Below are 19,982 nucleotides of genomic sequence, written 5' to 3'. Positions count from 1 at the left end.
TTCGGGGCAAGTAAATGGGACAATTCATCCAAGCGAACAATGCCCCTGGTCGTCTGACGGACTTGGAGAGAGTGCCTCTAGCTAGTCTATTCCGATTTTCCTACGGACATGGCGAAGAGTGGTGCATCTCCAAACTGCGAATTGTTCCGCCACCTCTGAAATGGCCGGTCTCAATAGGATTTCTTTTTAGAGGCATAGCTAAGTAAAATCCAGTCGTTGTCCAAACAGAGAAACTCATCTGGAATGAAGTCATCATCGTTGGATAGCTCGCGAAACGACTCGTCTATGGCGGCGATATTTTGGTCTGCAGTATCCTCGATCAGTCGCTCACCAAAGTCCATCTTGTCACCTAGCGAAAGATCTGGGCTAACGACTGGAATTGCGTTGCCTACATTGTCGTTCGGAATAATCTTGCAGGGATCCGAATAAAATACGACCGGCATAACTGCCAACTGGTCGACCGAATGTGCGGGCTCGAAACTCTCTCCCGGTAATGGAGCACTGTTTACAATCGCCGACTGCACGCTATTCTTTGCGGCCACTGCTTCAGCCAGCAAGGCATAGAGGAGATCCGTGTCGAGTGGTTCCATTAACAGTGGGACGCCGGAAACCTCGGGTGTAATTTGAGCTGCAGGATAGGTGACGGCCTTTCCGAAATTTGCGATATATCCCGAAAAGTCGAGAACGTTAATTGCTCCTGATTTGTTCAAGTCGACGTATTCCGGTGCTGCGGGAAGCGTCGTGCCAAACCAATAAATTGGAACGGCCGAGTCGAGGATATTAACACCTCCGGTGCCGTTGTAGTCGCCGGTCAGCTTGAATAGTTTGTTAGTCGAGTTGCCAGCGATGCTATATGCGTCGCCACCTTCTCCGTTTCCATCCCCGTCAAGGTCATTGCCCAATAGGTCGGTAACAGTGGAGAGGACCTGGAGTTCGAACACACCGTCAGGTAACTGATACGGTGCGAAGGTGATAGTCAGGGAATTCCCGTTAACACTGAGCATGCCATCGGTGAGCGATATCGTCTGGTCGGCATCCACCGGGGCGTTGATTCCTAGGTTGGTAAGCACTAAGTCATCTGCAGTGATGTTGCTGATATCCTCATCGAATGTGACGACGATGTTTCGAATGTCGCTCCGTTGGGTGCTCCAGCTTGTTGGCTGCACACCGGACGGAAGGTTTGCAGGATCTGTCAGGCCGACGTTCAATTGCACGTCAACGACCTGGGGTGGCGTAACATCGAATTGGATCATGACGTCGCCAAAATCACTAATAAAATAGGACTGACCACTTAACGAACCAATCGTGGTGCTAGTGATTTCATTCCCGGAGACTTCGTCCAGTGTCAGAAGGAACTCTACGGGCCCTCCTTGAGAAAATGCAGGAGTAGTCAGGCTGAAGGAGCCGAGGATGACAGGCGTTGTTTGGACTTGTAGGTTTGCGGCCGCGACAAATGCATCACTCGGCGTCAAGAGATTGCCGTCAATAACAATGGGGAAATCGGTCTCCCAATCGCTAAGCGTTAGCCCGCCAGATCCAAGGTCCGAATTCTGGAAATTCAACTGGTAGCTCACTAAATCATTTATCGCAGGCATCTTATCTGCCACGACGGAGACAATGACTTCGGTGTTGGGTGGAAGGACCAAGTTATCGCCAGGAGTCACTGTTCCGATGCCAGGAATCGTGAAGACGTAATGTAGCTCCAATCCATCGGCGGTTACATTGACTTCAAACACTTCAGTTGTCGTGTCCGTGCCGTCGCCGACGGTAACGGTAATGAGTGCCGTGCCAGTCTGCCCTGAAGCAGGTGTTACCATAATATTGCGACTGGCTCCACTTCCACCCAATACAATATTGGCATTGGGGATCAAAGTTTGATTGTCTGAAACGGCGCTGACGGAAAGGGTGCCCACTGCGTTGTCAATATCGTCCAACGTGAACGGGAGAGCCGCTGTCGCTGTGCCAACAAAAACAACCTGATCGGCAATGGCTGAAATAGAAGGAGGATCGTTGACTGCGTTCACCGTTACGATGAAAGACTCGACCGTGACCGTAGTGCCATCACTCACTGACACAGTGATCTCAGCAGTGCCTGACAGATTCGCCACTGGTGTAACACTTATCGTTCGATCTGTACCACTTCCTCCCAGCGCGATTTTAGCATTCGGAACAAGCAATTGATTGTCTGATGTTGCTGTAACGACCAATGCTCCAGCGGCCGTTTCTTGGTCTCCAATGGTGAAAGCAAGGTTGCCTGTCGACGTGTCTTCGTCAATCGTTACGTCGGCAATGAGGGTAATTGTTGGAGGCGTGTTGGTGTCATCATTCTGGATAGTTCCGACCGCGGTCGCTGTCCCCAGGGTAGCGCCGGCGGGGTTAGAGATTGTCACGGTAAACCCTTCGTTCTCCTCAATTGCCGTGTCACCAGCTACGGCAATGGTGATCAGTTGGGTGGCTTGACCATCGGCGAAGTTGACCGTGCCATTGGGGAAGGTTCCGCCGAAGTCGGCTGCATCGGCGGGGTTGGGTCCGCTTCCGCTCACAACGTAGTCCACGCTGGCGGCACCTGTCGTGCTGCCGCTGCGGGTCACGGTGAAGGTATAGTTGGTCGTTGCACTGTCGCCTTCCGGCTTGTCGGCATCCGTTGCCGCGAGGCTCAGGGTGCCAGGGGGCTGGGCAGAGATCGTCGCCGACTGAGAATCGAAGGCGAACGACTGTCCGTTGGATGGATTGGTGCCGGTACTGCTGCTGCTGAAGTTGATAAGCGTCTGACCGGTAAAGCCGCCAGCCGCGGTGAAGTTGGCCGTGTAGAGGGTAACCGGCTGAGCGGAAGCGGAAGGCCATCCGCCATCGGCCTGAATGAGGTCGTTCCAAGCGGCGGTGAGAAACTTGTCGGTCGTGGGGTCGTTATCGAAGTCGTTGATATCGTCCTGGGCAACGACCGTGTTGGGGTTGAAGAATGCGTCTTCGGTAACTCCCAGGGCCAGGCTGTCGAAGGTGAGTAAGGAAGAGTTGAAGTGTAATCGGAGTCCAAGTCCAGAGGCGAGTTGGTCCGACGGGTCTCGGTTACTATCGAGCGTCTGGTAAAGCACCGGCACGCTCAGTTGGGCTCCAGGAGCAACACTGGCATCCGCGGCGCTCACGAACTGTAGCGGAGTCGCTACCACGTCATCATTCTGGATAGTTCCCACCGCGGTCGCTGTCCCCAGGGTAGCGCCGGCGGGGTTAGAGATTGTCACGGTAAATCCTTCGTTCTCCTCAATTGCCGTGTCACCAGCTACGGCAATGGTGATCAGTTGGGTGGCTTGACCATCGGCGAAGTTGACCGTGCCATTGGGGAAGGTTCCGCCGAAGTCGGCTGCATCGGCGGGGTTGGGTCCGCTTCCGCTCACAACGTAGTCCACGCTGGCGGCACCTGTCGTGCTGCCGCTGCGGGTCACGGTGAAGGTATAGTTGGTCGTTGCACTGTCGCCTTCCGGCTTGTCGGCATCCGTTGCCGCGAGGCTCAGGGTGCCAGGGGGCTGGGCAGAGATCGTCGCCGACTGAGAATCGAAGGCGAACGACTGTCCGTTGGATGGATTGGTGCCGGTACTGCTGCTGCTGAAGTTGATAAGCGTCTGACCGGTAAAGCCGCCAGCCGCGGTGAAGTTGGCCGTGTAGAGGGTAACCGGCTGAGCGGAAGCGGAAGGCCATCCGCCATCGGCCTGAATGAGGTCGTTCCAAGCGGCGGTGAGAAACTTGTCGGTCGTGGGGTCGTTATCGAAGTCGTTGATATCGTCCTGGGCAACGACCGTGTTGGGGTTGAAGAATGCGTCTTCGGTAACTCCCAGGGCCAGGCTGTCGAAGGTGAGTAAGGAAGAGTTGAAGTGTAATCGGAGTCCAAGTCCAGAGGCGAGTTGGTCCGACGGGTCTCGGTTACTATCGAGCGTCTGGTAAAGTACCGGCACGCTCAGTTGGGCTCCAGGAGCAACACTGGCATCCGCGGCGCTCACGAACTGTAGGTCGCCAACGAGCATAAGACGAGGCTCACACTTCTCGCATGCGAGCCGCGTGCGAGTAAGTTTACGACGACGAACTTCCCGACACGACTGAAGCTTCATGGTTCAACCTAGTCTATATGACGTGTTATGCGTCTTGCATGAGCGCGTATATCATATACGCGTCAATAGGGTCAGTTGCTGCACAACCGGTAGAAACTAAGAATGAGCACCGAGTTGTCGTTGTTGAACGCCTTTCGGTCTTCGTGGCTATGTACACCCGAAGGCGGTTGGCATGAAACGAGGTGTTCGTTCTGCGGCTCTCCGGCAAGGTGTGCAGGCGTGGCAGTGTAAACCTTCTTAATCGGCAGATAGTTGTGCCCAAATATTGATCGCCCGTCAACTACTTCCCGAATAATTTAATCTAAAAACAAGGTGCGATAGGCTAGAACTCTTTCACTTGGAAGAGTGGAATTGTCTTCCGTTGTTATTGCCGAGGAAACATATCGCAGAAGTCATGATTGCGTCAGGGGGGCGAGAGAACTTGGTATTTATCGAAAGGAAGGCATCTGTTTACGGTGCAATTGTGTGACTGATTCGTCTTTTTATTCTTCATTCATTCCGACATGGGAGTCGGTTCTCTTGCGTTAGGTAATTACTAGGTGGGATATACATGTTGTGTTCCCCCCGGTAATAGATATTCGATTAATCTTTCAGGCAATAGTTGCATTCGTGAATTGCGGTTTGATAGACTGCTCCCCAATCTCTTTTTTGGCGCACGCGTATCGATTAGCGCTGCGCGTCAGATTAGTTGCTGCATTGGTGTTACGGGATTGGCCAGCTGAATTTGATCCCTTAAATTCCGATGCATCAACAACGCGGTTAATTTCTGGCAATATGGGGCGTTGGAATGACTCGGCGCAATAAGTCTCGTGTGGGACGTAAGGGGACTCGTCGTCTTTCACGTAGGCGAAATCGTTTAGAGCAACTGGAAGACCGTCGCGTTCTTAGTAGCGAGACGTTTATTGGTTGGACGTTGGCTGACGGGCCTGTGCTTCCCGGCGACGACACTTTGCGTGTACAGACGGATGCCAATCATAGTTCATCGTTCGTAGGAACGGTGGTAACTACGGAAGACGGATTCTGTACTCCTGAGCTGACGGCGGATACGGCTGAACCAGATAGCCTGGAGATCAATACGAACGGTACTGGCTCCTATACCGAACTTTTTGACATCAAGGTTCCGACTGGTGTCGGTAGTAACACAGCGAACCTAGATCTATTTATGGATTCCAGTGACTTTACCTCACTCACAAAGGGGCAAGTCGAGAATTCGTCGATCAAGTCGTTGTTTTCTGGTGAGGTTCCAGCGGGGACGTTCTATTCGACTCGTCGCGATGTTTCGGTTAGCGTGAGCAATGCGACGTTCACAATAAGTAACGGTGGCTATCTTCAAAACGGTGATCGTATCGTGTTGGGAAGCGTTGGGGCAAGGCCCACGCTGCTGAACGGTCAACAACTAAGTGAACCAAATGGGTATGTCGTTACCAATGTTCAAGGGAACTCTTTTCAGCTCGAGGGAATTACAAAGTTAGCGACTAGCGGTACGAAGGTTTTCGTACGCAAGCTTGGTGACTCGCTTGGCTTGGCTGTCCGTGAGTCGGGTTCTCAAGATGATCCGGTAGAAGTACTCAATTCTGTTGGCGACTTTGTGTTTTGGATTGAAACTGACTCTCAAACGCAAAAACAGAACCTGAAGGTGCTCAATGGAAGTCTCGAGACCTTTCCGGGATATTCCGGTTTCTATGATATTTTCACGGGCTCATTTGAGATAAACGAAGGTGGCAATGTCAAACTTGCTACGACTTCGAAGAAGGCTCAGATTCTCAAGCTGGCCACCGCAGAGCTTGACAGCCTTGAATTGTTTCTTCCACCGCAAACTGGCAATCCGGTATCGCTCGATAGTCGGTTGGAACTACGTGCTCAAGGGAAGCTGTCGATCAGCGGAACGCTCCCTTCCCTGGATAACTTATTTGTCACCGTGAAGAACGCGTTGACCGTCTCAATCGGCGGTGACCCGTCGACAACGGCAGATGACAACGACTTTCTCATCTTTGATAAAGACGGAATCAAGGATATTACGGGACTTCAGGTCTTAAAAGGGGATGGAGCCAAGTTCCCAATTATCGACCTATACGGCGGCTTTGCGCTTCAGCCACTCAGTAATTTTAGTATCTCCTACCAGTCGTCAGTTGATAACAATACGTCTGCCAGAGCGACTAACCTGAGTGCGATTCCAGGGGCGTCAGACGCCACAAAAATCAGTAGCTACAACAACACATTTCTCCATAACGCGGATGATGTCGATTGGTTCAAGTTCACCATCCCTAATGGTGGCCAAGAAGTGGTTGAACTTTCGGCAGATCGAAAAGATGGTGGTGCATTCCACGTCGACTTGTACCCCGAGGTCAATGGAGCGGCGGATGAAGCAAATCCGCTTTCTGTCGGCAGCACTTTAAACCAAGGGGTTTATTACGTCAAAGTATCGTCCGGTTCTCCTGCTGCACAGTCGGGTAAGTACGATCTAAAAACGATCATTGGATTGCCTGAAGGGCAAGGCTTACGTACCGAGGTTGATTTCGCTGAAATCGATAACCGCGGTGGCGACACAAGCGGAACATTCAAGCTGCAAGGCGATTTGCTGTTTGGTTTCGTCAAGACCGAAACAAAAAACGGCAAAGTCGAACGATCGATCGACACAGATCAGTTCAACGTTAACGTCTCGATGACGGGTAACAATTCACTACGCGTCACGCTTCCGCCAAGCTACGATCCCACTGGTTGGAATTGGACCGAGATCACTGGGAAGATCTCACTGAAGAATTTCGGTGCCTCTACCGATTCGGAGGGTAATACAACGGGAAGCTGGGCAGGCTTTGGGATATCGAAATTTGAACTGGAGTATGCCCAGATTCAGTCTTCAACAAGCAAAGGATGGAATGGTGCCGTTGAATTCGTGACACCATGGGGGCCGAAGGTTGGAGGCCGAATTGGGTTTGTAGATGGTGAGCTCAACACGGTCATTCTTGAGGGAAAAGACCTCAACACCCCCGCGTTCCTCCCCAGTTTCTATGTGCAAGATATCTTGGCAGGCGTCACCCAGTTGGCTTCACCGTCGTGGGAGCTTATCGGGGGCGTATCCACCACATTTGGGCCGCAGATTAAGGGATTTAAGTTTCTCGACAATCCGATCACGAAGCAACTGTTTAACGTGATTGGTATCGACACGGTCAATCCTCCCACTTACACGGCGTCGAACCCACCGAACGCGAAGTACTCGCTTGCCAAGGGAAGCGTGATTGTCGCGGCTGCCTATGACGATGGCCTGATTCTAAGACAACCTGGCACCGCAACGAACTTAAATGACTTACAACCTGAGCAGAGTTTCGATTTTACGAATGAAATTTCAATTCTGGGTGAGATCATACCAGGCTGGTCTCTTGCTAAGCTGACGACTGACAAGTTAACGCTGAATGGAAGGCAAGAATACTTCACAACGTCTGGCACCGGCAGTTTGTTCACGGCGGGCACGAAGTCTCTGGGAACCGGGAATTTTGACTTTACCGTCGCTGCTTACACGGACGACAACGGCTTTCTGCCAGATCGCTTCGCCGCGACAGCGGGTGGGAGCATCAATGTCAATATTCCACTGTCCGATATCTTGCCAATCTACTTCGGAAAAGACCTGGAGCTTTTCAAAGGCGGATTCCGTCTTCAGATGATTGATGACGTCACGAACGATGCAGCGAGTCGTGAAAACGACTTCTTCGCGTTCTATGCGTCAGCAAAGATTCCATTCTTCGAAGCCGGTTTTGGCTACCGTCTTTACTTCAATGAAGTCATGCGAGACGGCGAACTGGTTTCTATCGAACCGATCAATAGCCTGCTGGAGGTAGACAAGAAGACCGTCGCGCTAATTCCTGGCGGGAACGTTGCCGAAGCGAAGTATAACTTTCCTGCATCACAGCCGCTGAATCAGGCCGCTGTGATGCTCCGCTGGACACAGAATGACGGCATTCCACGCGCCCGGGTACGTATTCCAGGTGCTGGAGCTAACAATAGCGATCTTGTTCTTTGGCAAGGGGATGGAAGCGCAGCCTACAATGAAAATCTGTTTTATGTCGTCAACGCTCAGGGGCAAATTACGAACCAGTCTGTGGATTGGGTGAAGTTTGCTGACGAGATTTCATTGACTTCTAGTAAGGCCGCAAGCGGGAATGTTGAACTGGTTAAATGGATCTCGATCGATAACCCAACTAGCGTGAAAGCAGGCGACTGGTATTTTGCGCTTACAAAAGCGGACGACATTAATAGCGCGGCCGGGCTGGGTACGGTTACCACAAGCATCTCAAAGCAAATCTTGCCTCCGTCGGTTACCTCCTTTCAACGAAAGCTTGTCAAGCTATCTCAAGATGCGAGCAACCAAGGCGTCCAGTTGACCATGAGAATCGAGGACGTCGATTTTCTCGATTCGGTCATTCGGGTGAAACGCCCAGATGATAAGTTTCGTATAGTCCTAATGGTCAATGATCCTTCCACACTCGCCGACAATTCTGGGGCAGAAGTCGCGGACGGAATTATTCTGGATGAATTCACATTCAGTCGAGCCGAACTTGAGCAGATCTTAAACCAACCTGCCCCGAATTCCTCGAATGCTGCACCGGAGTCAGGGACACTCGTAAAGTCAGGTGCGTTAGGGATCCTTCAGGATGTGCCGTTCCAGGTTTCGACGAACGGGCAAGGTGGAATTACGCTTGAACTCGACACGGTGTGGGATGGTACTGGATCCGTTCTCGCCAATGATCCGTTGACAAACCAACCCGATTTCTCGTCGATGATATTCTCTGCCGTCGTTGATGACGGCACAACGATTCCAGTAGAAGTAACAGCATCGGAAAATTATACCGGAAGCGTCGCTTCACTTTCTTTGCCTGAGATTCTCGATTCGAGTGGTTCTGGGGTTGCAACGAGTGCGGATCCTGCAGCAAGCTCCGATACTCATGTCTTTTCGCTACTGGGTATGGGCCTGGTCAACCCTTCAACCGGGCAGACCACCCAATTGTCTCTAATAGAACACTCCTTCCGCAAAGGGGAGTTTCTGGTTCAAGCCGGAAACACATCGGTCGGCAAACTGTTCACTTCCGATCGCATCACGGCAAATTCATTCTCGTCGACCGGCAACTTGTTTTTTGCTCCAGAGACGAGCGATGGAGTGCCGGGAGACATTAGTCCGACTTCGCTAGGACCGGACTTCCGGGGCTTCCAAGGAAAATTGCGGCTACATTTTGGCGTAGACGGCGACGCATACAGCTTTGATTTTGAGGTTGGCCCAGGGGCCGAGCCATTGGGCAACTTTGGCGGTGTTGATGGTGCGGCTAATTTTGTCGATACCGTTCGCTTGCAGCAACGTCTTAACTATCTAGGTTTTCGTGATTCGAACGGGGACAAACTAGCCGTTGATGGGATTATCGGGCCGAAGACAACTTCCGCACTGGAACTGTTTCAGGCTGTGATCGATCCCCTGGGAGAGTTTGTTTCGACGCCTGGGCAAATCGATGCAGCGACGCGAGATTGGTTGGGCTCCGTCAACGCACCAGTGTGGAGCGAACTTGATATCCCCGGTCTGGCAAGCACGGTCGATAACTTTGGCCCCGACTGGGTTGTGGCGACTTTGGCGGCCGCTTTAGAGCTTTCCACTTCCAATGGGAACTTGGTCACCTCAAGTAGCAATGGTCAGCCTGAGTTACTGGCCCTTGCTGCATTAAACGGAAGAACGGGAGGTCTTAACACAGGCAATAGCAACCCTGGCCTCGAGGCTGAATTCAGTATCGCCGGGCTCTCGGTATCGGAGGTGATCGATTTCCTCCAGCGCGTGTCGGCCAATAGTGCCGGACGAACCGGTGATGCGAAGGTGGTTATTTCGACTTTGGGCAGCGTGAGTGCCGCGTCGGTGATTAGTGGCTACTCAGACCCACAGAACGGCACACCTCTGACTCTCCAATCATCAGGGCTACTTGCGGCTGATGTTATACGAATTGCCTTTGCTGCACCGGAAATCGAATTCGTGCCGGTAAGTCCTGTCGTCCACCGATTTACAGCGCAAGACAAGGTAGAATTGGTCCAGGGTTTAGAAGCGTTAGCAGAAAGCCTCAAAGAACTGGAATCCTATTCTGACCTTTCCAAGCCTCTACCGTTAGTTGGCCCCACAAACGCCGCGAATGATGTCGACACCCTGTTAACCCAGTTGACCACTGGGGAGGCGTTGAATTTAGACTCCACGATTCGTGAGGCGCTGTTACCAGCTGTAGACGAGTTTTTTACCAATCATCCCAATGCGACTCCTCAGCAGTTTGCCGACTTCCTCGAAGCGTTTGAGATATCTTTTACGACCACAGATGGTTCCGAATTGGTTTTGAAAGTGACCGCCAGCGTTGCGGCTGCATCTTCCAGCCAATTTGCGTTTGACATTGCACTAGACATCGAGCAGACGTTCACTAGAAGCCTGAACCTTGGCGAACTGGCGGCAGACGTGGGACTCACATTTTCGGAGTTCGACGACGATGAGTCAGGAATTGACATTCCCCTGGTGACGACGGCAATCGTTCCCCTTCAATTGGGAGTAACGCGGAACGCGGCAAATACGGCTGAGTTCTATGTGACGCCTGATGACTTTTCGATCTCTACGACAATTGATATTGGGACGGCGGACGATTTTGACTTCGGCCTTGATTTCGGAGCACTACGACTCGACGTCAACGACGCGGTCGTCGCTATGAGTGCGATGCTTGATGTCTCAGCAACCGTTCCAGGCAAGTCATTCTCTCGGTCTGAACTGCAGTCGGTGACCATCGGAAGTATCTTTGATACTTCGGTTGTTGGCACTGGAACGGTCAATGTGTCCCTTCCGACGCATGTCGCTTTTGGTGGATTTACTGCCCCGGGGACGCCTACGATCCTGCTCACCTCAGGAAATGTCTTCGCAGGAGACCCGCAGGTCAATCTGTCCGATCTCACTGCGCTTGGACTCGACGTTTTGGGGACGCTGGCACCCCAAGACATACTGGGATTGTTCAGCCAAGTGGGACAATGGCTGGCCGAAGCGGAAAAGTCATCGGTCCTCGCTGCGGATATTGACTTTATCCAGGGAGAAACGCTCGGTTCATTCATCGACCTCGAAGAAGGATGGCGAACGACGTTCCAGGAAATCGAATCAACGCTTACCAAAGCGAGTGACCGTTCCATTCAAAATATCTTAGCCCTGTTCGGGACCATCGTGCAGGATGTCCGCTACGATTCTGACAACCAAGAGATATTGTTCGATCTGAAGATTGGCCTGGAACGTGAATCGGACGACCTCGATCTGGCTTTCAACGACGATCTAGGTGATCTGGGACAACTACGTACCAGTAGCAAGCTTTCGCTTTCCGGTTCAGCTGCCCTGTCTCTGACGGTTGGTGCCAAGCTCACTGAATTGGGAGCCTCGTTTAGCATCGATGCCAGTACTCCATTAAGTCATCTGAATGGGCTCGATGCGACTCAAGTTAACCGCGGTGTATCCACGCAGGTTGGACTTGGCGCTTCAAACGCTCCAGCCGCGCTGCGATTGAACAACGACGTTACCTTTAATCTCTCGATAATTCCCTCGGTGGGCGGGGCCCCACAAGTCTTTCAAGTCACTCTGCCATCTGAAGACACAGAGACAAATAACGACTTGGCTGCATTGGGCCGTGATCTCAACCGGGTTGTTCGCGAGCAATTGTCCGGTACGATTTTCGACGGAAAGATCCGAGTCGAGACACGTGACGGAAGATTGACCATCGAAACCACCCACAGTTCGGTCGGTGCGATTTCAATTGCGAATGTTGCCAATTTGTCGGCGCTGGGATTCAACGGTATCGAAACGTCTGACTCCTTTGTCGACTTCGCGATCACGTTAAGTGACGGGACTGTGTTCGGAATCAACCTCGACGGGCTCGTTACGGTTGGCGATGTATTGTCTGTTATCAACGGCGACACAAGCAAACTTGAAGCCAGTATCGGTTCCGATCAGAAGTCGCTATCACTCATTGATAAGACAACGGGTAATAACGAATTCACGGTGATAGCGTTCAATGGTTCATTGGGGGGCATCGCGGGTGTAGGTCTCGGCCTCGTGGGTCAATCTGCTCAGTTGTCAGCAGATGGCCGCTTGCAGATCGTTGGAGCTCCACTTCATACGGATAGTCTGGCACGGCACGCGTTTGTTTCGACCGATGAAGTATCCGGTCCTGAAATCAGCTTAGAGTTGAATGGTTCAGTGAATGAACTGGATGCCTTAGCTCGCTTTGGGATTGTCTCACTCGCCCTAAATGATGGCGAGCTTCAAGCGACCACCACGGCTAGCATTGATCTGCAAAGCGTTTCGGGCAGGCTATCCCTAGAAGCGTTATTTGACGGTGTGTCAGACCCTGAAGCAGCTGGAATCTTCCAAGCCACTTATAGCTCGACGGCTTCGCTTGAACTTCCGGTCGACTTGGACATCCTTGGGCTTGAGATATTTGACGAGCCGATTGTCGCATCGTGGACTCGTACTGACATTGATCTTGATCCGACCGTTGATCTAAACCTCTCGCCTGCTCTTGAACCACTACGTGTGCTTCGTTATCTGGATCCTCAGCATTTGATTGACGCGGTCGATAGTGTCGATCGGCTTTTTCAAAGTTTCGATGCATCGCTCTGGGTGGACGATCTGCCGGTGATCGACCGAAATTTGTCTGAACTGCTCAACGTGGATCTTGATCTTCAGGAGTTCTCTGATTCGTTGTCGGCGTCGGCATTGGACTCGATTAACGGCTTTGAGGAATATGTCGAGACCGCGTTTGAAACCGCACTCGGACTTCAGGTTACTGTTGGTACCGATAGCGATACAGTTGAATTGAGTCTCGATTTGACTGCTGGAGCGGAGGCGTTGCGAATTGATATACAGCTGGATAAGTCGCTAACTCACACACTCCCGGTGAACTTTGATCTTTCAAGTGCTGGCATTCCTGGGGTCGGCCGTTTAGTGGATGTCGAAGGAAGCGGCAGCTTCCAGGTCGATACGATAGCCAATCTGCATTTTGATTTGGGGATTGATCTCTCGATACCATCCGATCCACAGCCGTTCGTTTACGATACGACTGGCGGCATGATCGGAGTTCGAGCAAACGGCAAGAATTTGAATTTTTCGGCAGCTGTTGGGCCGCTGGGATTGTTCGTAAAGAATGGTAGCGTTCAGCTCGATGTCGACGGGGGGGGAGATCTGACCGATCCCATCGCTCTCACCGTCAAGCTACCAGACGACCCAGATGGGCGATATTACCTGGGAGAGTCGATTGGCTTGCAGATGGATGGCAGCTTTGAGGGCTCATTCGACGCAATCCTGCCGATTCGCTTTCCAACAGAGTCGATACCCTTGGATCCTGACCAACCAGATCTAATTGTGTCCATCGGTGACCTGACGGATATTCCCGGTTCCACGGTTTCGCTGGTGCCAGACTTTCTGTCGCAGTTTGACGGTATCGATCTCTCGTCGAACCTGGACGGCCTGATAGGAAGTTGGGATCAAATCTTCGCCGTGTTCGAGACGGCCGTCGACGATGGAGTATTCAGCAAGAATATTCCCTTGGTCGGCGATGAACTTCAACGCGTTGCTACCTTTATTGTCGACATCAAAAACCGCGTATCCGACGGCTTTGCACAGTCGGGCGAAAAGTCACTCACGTTCGTGCGTCAGCGCATTTTCGAGGCGCTTGGGCCAGGCGGACTTGGGTGGTTGCAAGATGTCAACGGTCTGGGGGAAACAGGCGTTCCTGACGGTGTGATTACTGTCGAGGATGTTGTCCTGCGAGTGGACGGTAATCTTGCAAAGCCAAATGAAATCGACTTTACCACGGATGACGTGCAATTCGATTTCGATGTGACACAGGGGTGGAAGAAGATCGATTTGCCGGTCGTGGTTGATTTCGCAGTACCAGGCCTGGGGCTTGATGTGGCAGGCCTGATTGAACTTCAGTCACGCTTTGATTTGAGATTAGGCATCGGGATCAGCAAGTCGGATGGGATCTATCTGGCCACAAGACCAGGAACTGATGAGCTTGTTTTTGACATCCGTGCCGGAATTCCAGGCCTTCAGGCTTCCGGGCGAATGGGCTTCCTTCAGGTGGATATCACCGACGCGAAGAACCGATCGATTACACCTTACGACGTGACTGGCCCTAATGACGGTAGCGGTGCATTCCGTGTGAATCTTCTTGATCCAAGCGGTGATGGTCGCCTGACGTCGAACGAGTTATTCGGTCATTCTCCTACGGATTTGCTTTCAGCAAAGATCGATATTCTCGCCGACGTGGATCTTGATCTGGTAGCGAGTTTCGGCGGCGAAGCGAATCTCCCGTCACTGCGTAGCGATTTTGCTCTTGATTGGGAATTGCATTACGACTCGAACGTTGGTGACTTTGACCTCGATGTCCCATCCATAGCGTTTAATAATGTCCGGCTAAACGTCGGTCAGTTTGTCAATCGATTTGTCGAACCGATTGTGGGGCAGATTAACGATCTGCTTGGTCCGGTTAAGCCCGTACTCGACTTTCTGACAGACCCTCTGCCTGTTGTATCGGATTTGGCTGGTCCGACAAACATGCTCGATTTGGCCAGGCTGTTTGGAGATGTGGAAGATGTCGATCTCGATGCGGTCATTGAGTTTGTAGAGTTCGTCGATTTCCTGTCTGATATTGCTTCGGTACCCAGTGTCGGAGATGGTGTCGAGGTCAAGCTTGGAGACCTGGTACTTTCGGCGGATACCGGGATTGATCTACGCAGTACGACTCTCTCTCAGATCAAGCTGCCTGGCACGAACCCACTGACTTCGCTCGATGGGAAGGATATCGTTCCTGTTGCGCTTGGTGGAGGCGGTTTCAGTACGGTTGCCAATCCGGTCGACTCGCTGAGCGGCTCGGTCAAGAAGTATTTCCAAGCCATTGGCAACATGAGTTCGGGATCTTCGTCCGCTTTGGAAGGAGAGCTTGTTCCGGCGGCTACCGTTGATGGTTCAGGATTTGCTTTCCCATTGATCGAGAATCCCCTGGCCGCTTTTCAACTGCTGCTGGGGCAAGATATTCCTCTTTTTACCCTGGATCTTCCAAAATTTAGTGTTGGATTCGGTTTTACAGCCCAGCCGCCGATTCCCGTGTTTCCTCCGTGGTTGTTTGGCTACTTCAATGCCGGTGTCGGCGTATCGGTCGATATGAATTTTGGATTTGACACACGCGGTATTCGCAAGTATCTCAGCACTGGAGATGAGAAAGACATCCTGGACGGGTTTTACGTAAGTGATACGGCAAGTGCGGATGGAACAGGGCCCGATGTTCCAGAAGCCGTGTTGACCGGTTCGGTTACACTAACCATCGAACCCCCTCGAATTCCGCCTCTCTCACTAGCGCCTGGCGTAAACCTGAATTTTTCTGCAGGAGCAGGCGGCGGACTCTTTCTGGAACTTGGGCTTGATCTCACCGATCTCGACAACGATGGGCGAATTCACCTGGATGAATTTGAACAGTTGCTGGATTTAGGGCCAGAGTATGTATTCGAGAGCAGTGGGCAAATCGATGCGCGACTGTTCTACTTTGCGAAGCTGGAAGCATCACTCAAAGTCAACCTTGGTTTCAAGAAGATTACGAAGTCGTGGACGATCGTAGACGTCTACGAAGAGCCGGTGAATATTACTCTCCTTGAGTTCGACTTGAATCGACCGAAGATTCCGGAAGTTCCAGAGATTCCAGAGCTCAAATTGACGGATGATGGTCGTCCCGAGGTACCTGGTTCAGTAGATCGAGGTGCATTTCTCGCCCAGGTTCGTGAAGCTCCACCCAGCTTTAATGCATCTAGCGGTGTTCTGGAGATTCCCACGACGGACGTTGCCGATTACTGGAGTGTCACGGTCGAAGGTGGTTCGGCGGTTGCCCGAAAGTTTGAATCCTTCAATTACGGCAACGAAACTTTCGGCGGTTCTATCTTAGAGGAAATCAGTGTTCCGCTGTCGACGTTGACGTTGATTGCCACGGTGGCAAATCCAAATACAGGCCACGCTGACAATGCTGGAAATGACGTTTTCATCATCGATCCGAATCTTAATCGCTCTGTGCGAATTGACGGTGGTCGCGATGACGATTTTATTCGTGGCGGTGGGGGCGATGACTATATTGTCGGTGGCCATGGTAACGACATACTCGACGGACGTGGTGGCAACGACTGGATCAGCGGTGAAGGCTACATCCATGCCAGTCCATTAGGGCTTGCCGGCAACGATATCATTTACGGCGGTGCCGGGGATGACTTCCTGGATGGTGCTCAGAACGACGACATCATCTATGGCCAGGGAGGAAACGATAAGCTTTATGGCGGGGGTGGTAGCGACACGCTTGATGGTGGAGATGACGATGACCTTCTTGTAGCCAATACCGAGAGTGATCCGGACGAGCAGACGCGCGGTGACAATCACTTGTTGATTGGTGGTTCTGGGAATGACGTAATCTACGGGGATATCGATTCTGCCGATACGGTCTTTGCTGGCTCTGGAAACGACCGAATCTACACCTTCAGCGGTAACGACATCATCGATGGAGGTGATGGCAACGACTACATCGATGCAGGAACAGGTTCCGACTCCATCGCAGGTGGTTGGGGGAGGGATGAGATATACGCAGGCGGAATCTCGGGGGCAAATGGTAACGATCAGAACCTTGTCTATGGAGATATTGGTCCGGTCAACGCTAAGCAAGAATTTGACCCAACTGCTGCATTTGATCCTGCCCAACTAGCCAACATGCCAGGTGCTGAGGCGGATCATCGAGACAAAATCACAACGGATGACGGAGATGATACGGTGTTTGCTGGTCCCGGTGATGACACGATCATGACTTTCGCCGGTAACGACTTGATCGACGGCGGAAGTGGAAACGACATGATTGATGCGGGCATCGGTTCCGAGATAATCGTCGGCGGCTGGGGAGCGGATCAGATTTTAGCTGCCCCAAATGATGGCGGATCGGCTCAGGAATCGAACGTGATCTACGGCGATCTTGGGCCATTGGCGGCAGGAGATTGGCAACGAGATCGCGCCGCGTACGCGTTTAACAAAGGGACGTTCAATTTTGCTCAACTTGACCCTACTCAGTCTTCTATACCTACGGGCAATCATGGTGATGCCATTCTGGGTGGGCTCGGAATCGACACCATTATATCGGGCCCCGGAGACGATAAGATCCAGTCTTTGGCAGGTTCGGACTATATCGATGCTGGTTTTGGAAACGACATTGTTGAAGCAGGTAGCGGTTCGGATACGATCATTGGCGGCTGGGGAGCTGATACGATTATTGCTGGCCTAAGCAATAAGGGGGGAGGCTCAATCGGCGATCGAAACACCGTGTACGGCGATGTCGAACCGCTACCAGGCGACTACGAAAGTGTCGATGACGGCGGACCAACGATACCAGATCCCTCGCGTCCGGAAGATCACGCCGACCTCATTACCACCGATGAAGGTTCTGATTTTGTAGTTAGTGGACCGGGTAGCGATACGGTCTTCACGTTTGGCGGGTCAGATAAAGTCTATGCCGGCGACGGTGATGACACGATCGACGCGGGAAGCGGTTCTGACAAAGTCGTTGGTGGATGGGGAAGTGATTTAATCGTGGCTGGTGCGAGCGTGCTCGGCCGCGGAGCCACAACGGATTCCAACCAGGTTTATGGTGACAAGGAGCTGACAGGCGATGAATTGGACTCGCTAACCAACGTCCCAAGTCATCCTGGCAATCATGCCGACGTGATCTCGACAGATCGCGGTGTGGACCTCGTGGTCGCAGGCTGGGGAGATGACTCGATCATGACGTTTGAAGGGTCCGACTTCATTCATGCTGGCCGCGGCAATGATCTTGTCGAATCGGGGTCCGGTTCCGACACGATTATTGGTGGCGGTGGAAGCGACATGATCTTTGCAGGAGTAAGTCGCAATCCAACGGTCGCTACAAACGATATGAATACCGTTTTCTCTGACAATATGCCCGGTGTCTTCGTCGAGAATCCGGGAGATGACTACGTGGTCACCGACCTTGGAAACGATGTCATTTGGGCCGGTGCTGGTAACGATACCATTCGGTCGCTGGCCGGCGACGACGTTATCGAAGCAGAAGATGGTGATGACGTCGTAGAAGCGGGGTCTGGCTCCGATACCATTCGAGGTGGCTGGGGAAGCGATCAAATTACCGCAGGTGTCTCCAGCGAAGGGGGCGGGCTCAGCAGTGATCATAATTTGGTATGGGGTGACGTCGATGGGAGTGAACTCGGCGGAGATGCCGCTAGCATGCCAGGCACGCGGGCCGATCACGCTGACCGAATCACAACCGATGAAGGGGCGGATATCGTCTATGCAGGTGCCGGTGACGATCATATTACGACGTTCGGTGGAGCCGATGTGATCCGCGCCGGTGTGGGTGATGATTACGTCAATGCCGGTCCAGGTAGTGATACCATCACTGGTGGATGGGGAAGCGACGTTATCATCGCGGGTATGACTGTCGAAGGAGATGGCAGTCAAGATGATGCCAATACCGTGTACGGCGATCTGGAAGATGGCGACCTGAATCCAGGCAACGAACTTGGATCGCATCGCGACTATATCTTTGGCGATGCTGGCCCTGACATCGTCATTTCCGGTTTTGGATCGGACATTATTACTACCTTCGCAGGCAACGATACGATACGCGCGGGGGTTGGAGACGATGAAATTGACGCCGGTGAAGGCAGTGACTTTGTCGTCGGCGGGTGGGGGGCCGATACGATCATCGCGGGTGCTTCACGTGATGGTGGCGGAAGCCAGACGGATGAAAACATCGTGTGGGGTGATCGTGACGATGATCAAGCCATTCCTGGCAATCGCTCCGATCATGGGGATCTGATCTTTACAGACGAAGGAAACGACATCGTTCACGCGGGCGAAGGTGACGATGAAGTGCACACATACCGCGGCAGCGATACGATTTACGGCGGCTGGGGAGCGGATTTGATTGTCGCCAGTGTCGACCTGCTTGGTAGTAGCGATCATGTCGACGAGTTAGGAAACGTTCTCGACCACAATGTTGTCTACGGTGATCCGGTCAATAGCGGTGCTTTTCCTGGGGATGCGGAAGACCATGCCGACCGCATCTATACCGACCACGGCAACGACACAATCGATAGCGGGTTCGGAAGTGACCTGGTGGTTGCCTTTGGTGGTATCAATCATATTACTGGTGGTTATGGCGACGATCGAATCTACTCGACCGTCCGTGAATCACAGGTTCAGTTCCTAGAACTTGCTGTATTTCACCAGTTTGGGGTTCTTGTTGACCTGCAGCGTCTGGACATCGAATCCACAGATACAATCGATGCAGGAGATGGCGACGACACGATCGAAAGTGGTAGTGGATCAGACTTCATCATCGGTGGCTGGGGAAGGGACATCATTGTTGCGGGGCTTTACCAGTTCGGTGGCGGGCGAGACACCGACAAGAACGTGATCTACGGTGATCGCGTCGATGCTTCGGCGATGCCAGGTGTTCCGTCAGATCACAGTGACACAATCTTCACCGATGAAGGCCCAGACTTTATCCAATCGTCGTTCGGCGAAGATAAAATCTTTTCTTACGGTGGCAATGACGAAGTTTTTGCTGGAGCGCAAGACGACTATATCGACTCAGGTTCAGATAATCCAACGCTAAGTGACAATGATCTCATCTATGCCGATTCAGGAGACGATTACGTTATCGCCCGTCTGGGACAAGATATCGTCTTCGCGGGAACTGGCGATGATTATGTGGATGCTGGCGACGGTGACGACTGGGTTGAAGGGCACCTTGGAGACGATTTGATTTTCGGCCGTGGGGGAAGTGA

2 protein-coding genes (1 of these 2 cut by a window edge) are annotated in these 19,982 nt (G+C 52.3%); one reads left to right on the top strand and one right to left on the bottom strand.

The genetic code is table 11. The annotated features are described in order from the left end of the window. Nucleotides 1-170: 170 nt before the first annotated feature. Nucleotides 171-4,100: a beta strand repeat-containing protein gene (locus tag C5Y96_RS23305; protein ID WP_114322204.1), complete on the bottom strand. Its 3,930-nt coding sequence runs from the start codon at nucleotides 4,098-4,100 to the stop codon at nucleotides 171-173. Nucleotides 4,101-4,887: 787 nt separating this feature from the next. Here C5Y96_RS23305 and C5Y96_RS23300 point away from each other — a divergent pair. Then, nucleotides 4,888-19,982, top strand: the beginning of a protein-coding gene (locus C5Y96_RS23300; RefSeq protein WP_146115783.1) for a leucine-rich repeat domain-containing protein. It continues 21,832 nt past the right edge of the window; the window shows 15,095 of its 36,927 coding nt (coding positions 1-15,095); its start codon is at nucleotides 4,888-4,890; its stop codon lies beyond the right edge, outside the window.

The organism is Blastopirellula marina, assembly GCF_002967715.1.
Lineage (GTDB): Bacteria > Planctomycetota > Planctomycetia > Pirellulales > Pirellulaceae > Bremerella > Bremerella marina_B.
The sequence above is the reverse complement of the archived record's forward strand: the minus strand, read 5'-3'. Positions and strand labels throughout refer to the sequence as shown.

What these genes read in the sequence shown, in the direction of transcription:
- C5Y96_RS23305 (WP_114322204.1), bottom strand. Translation starts at nt 4,100, where the DNA reads ATGAAGCTTCAGTCGTGTCGGGAAGTTCGTCGTCGTAAACTTACTCGC.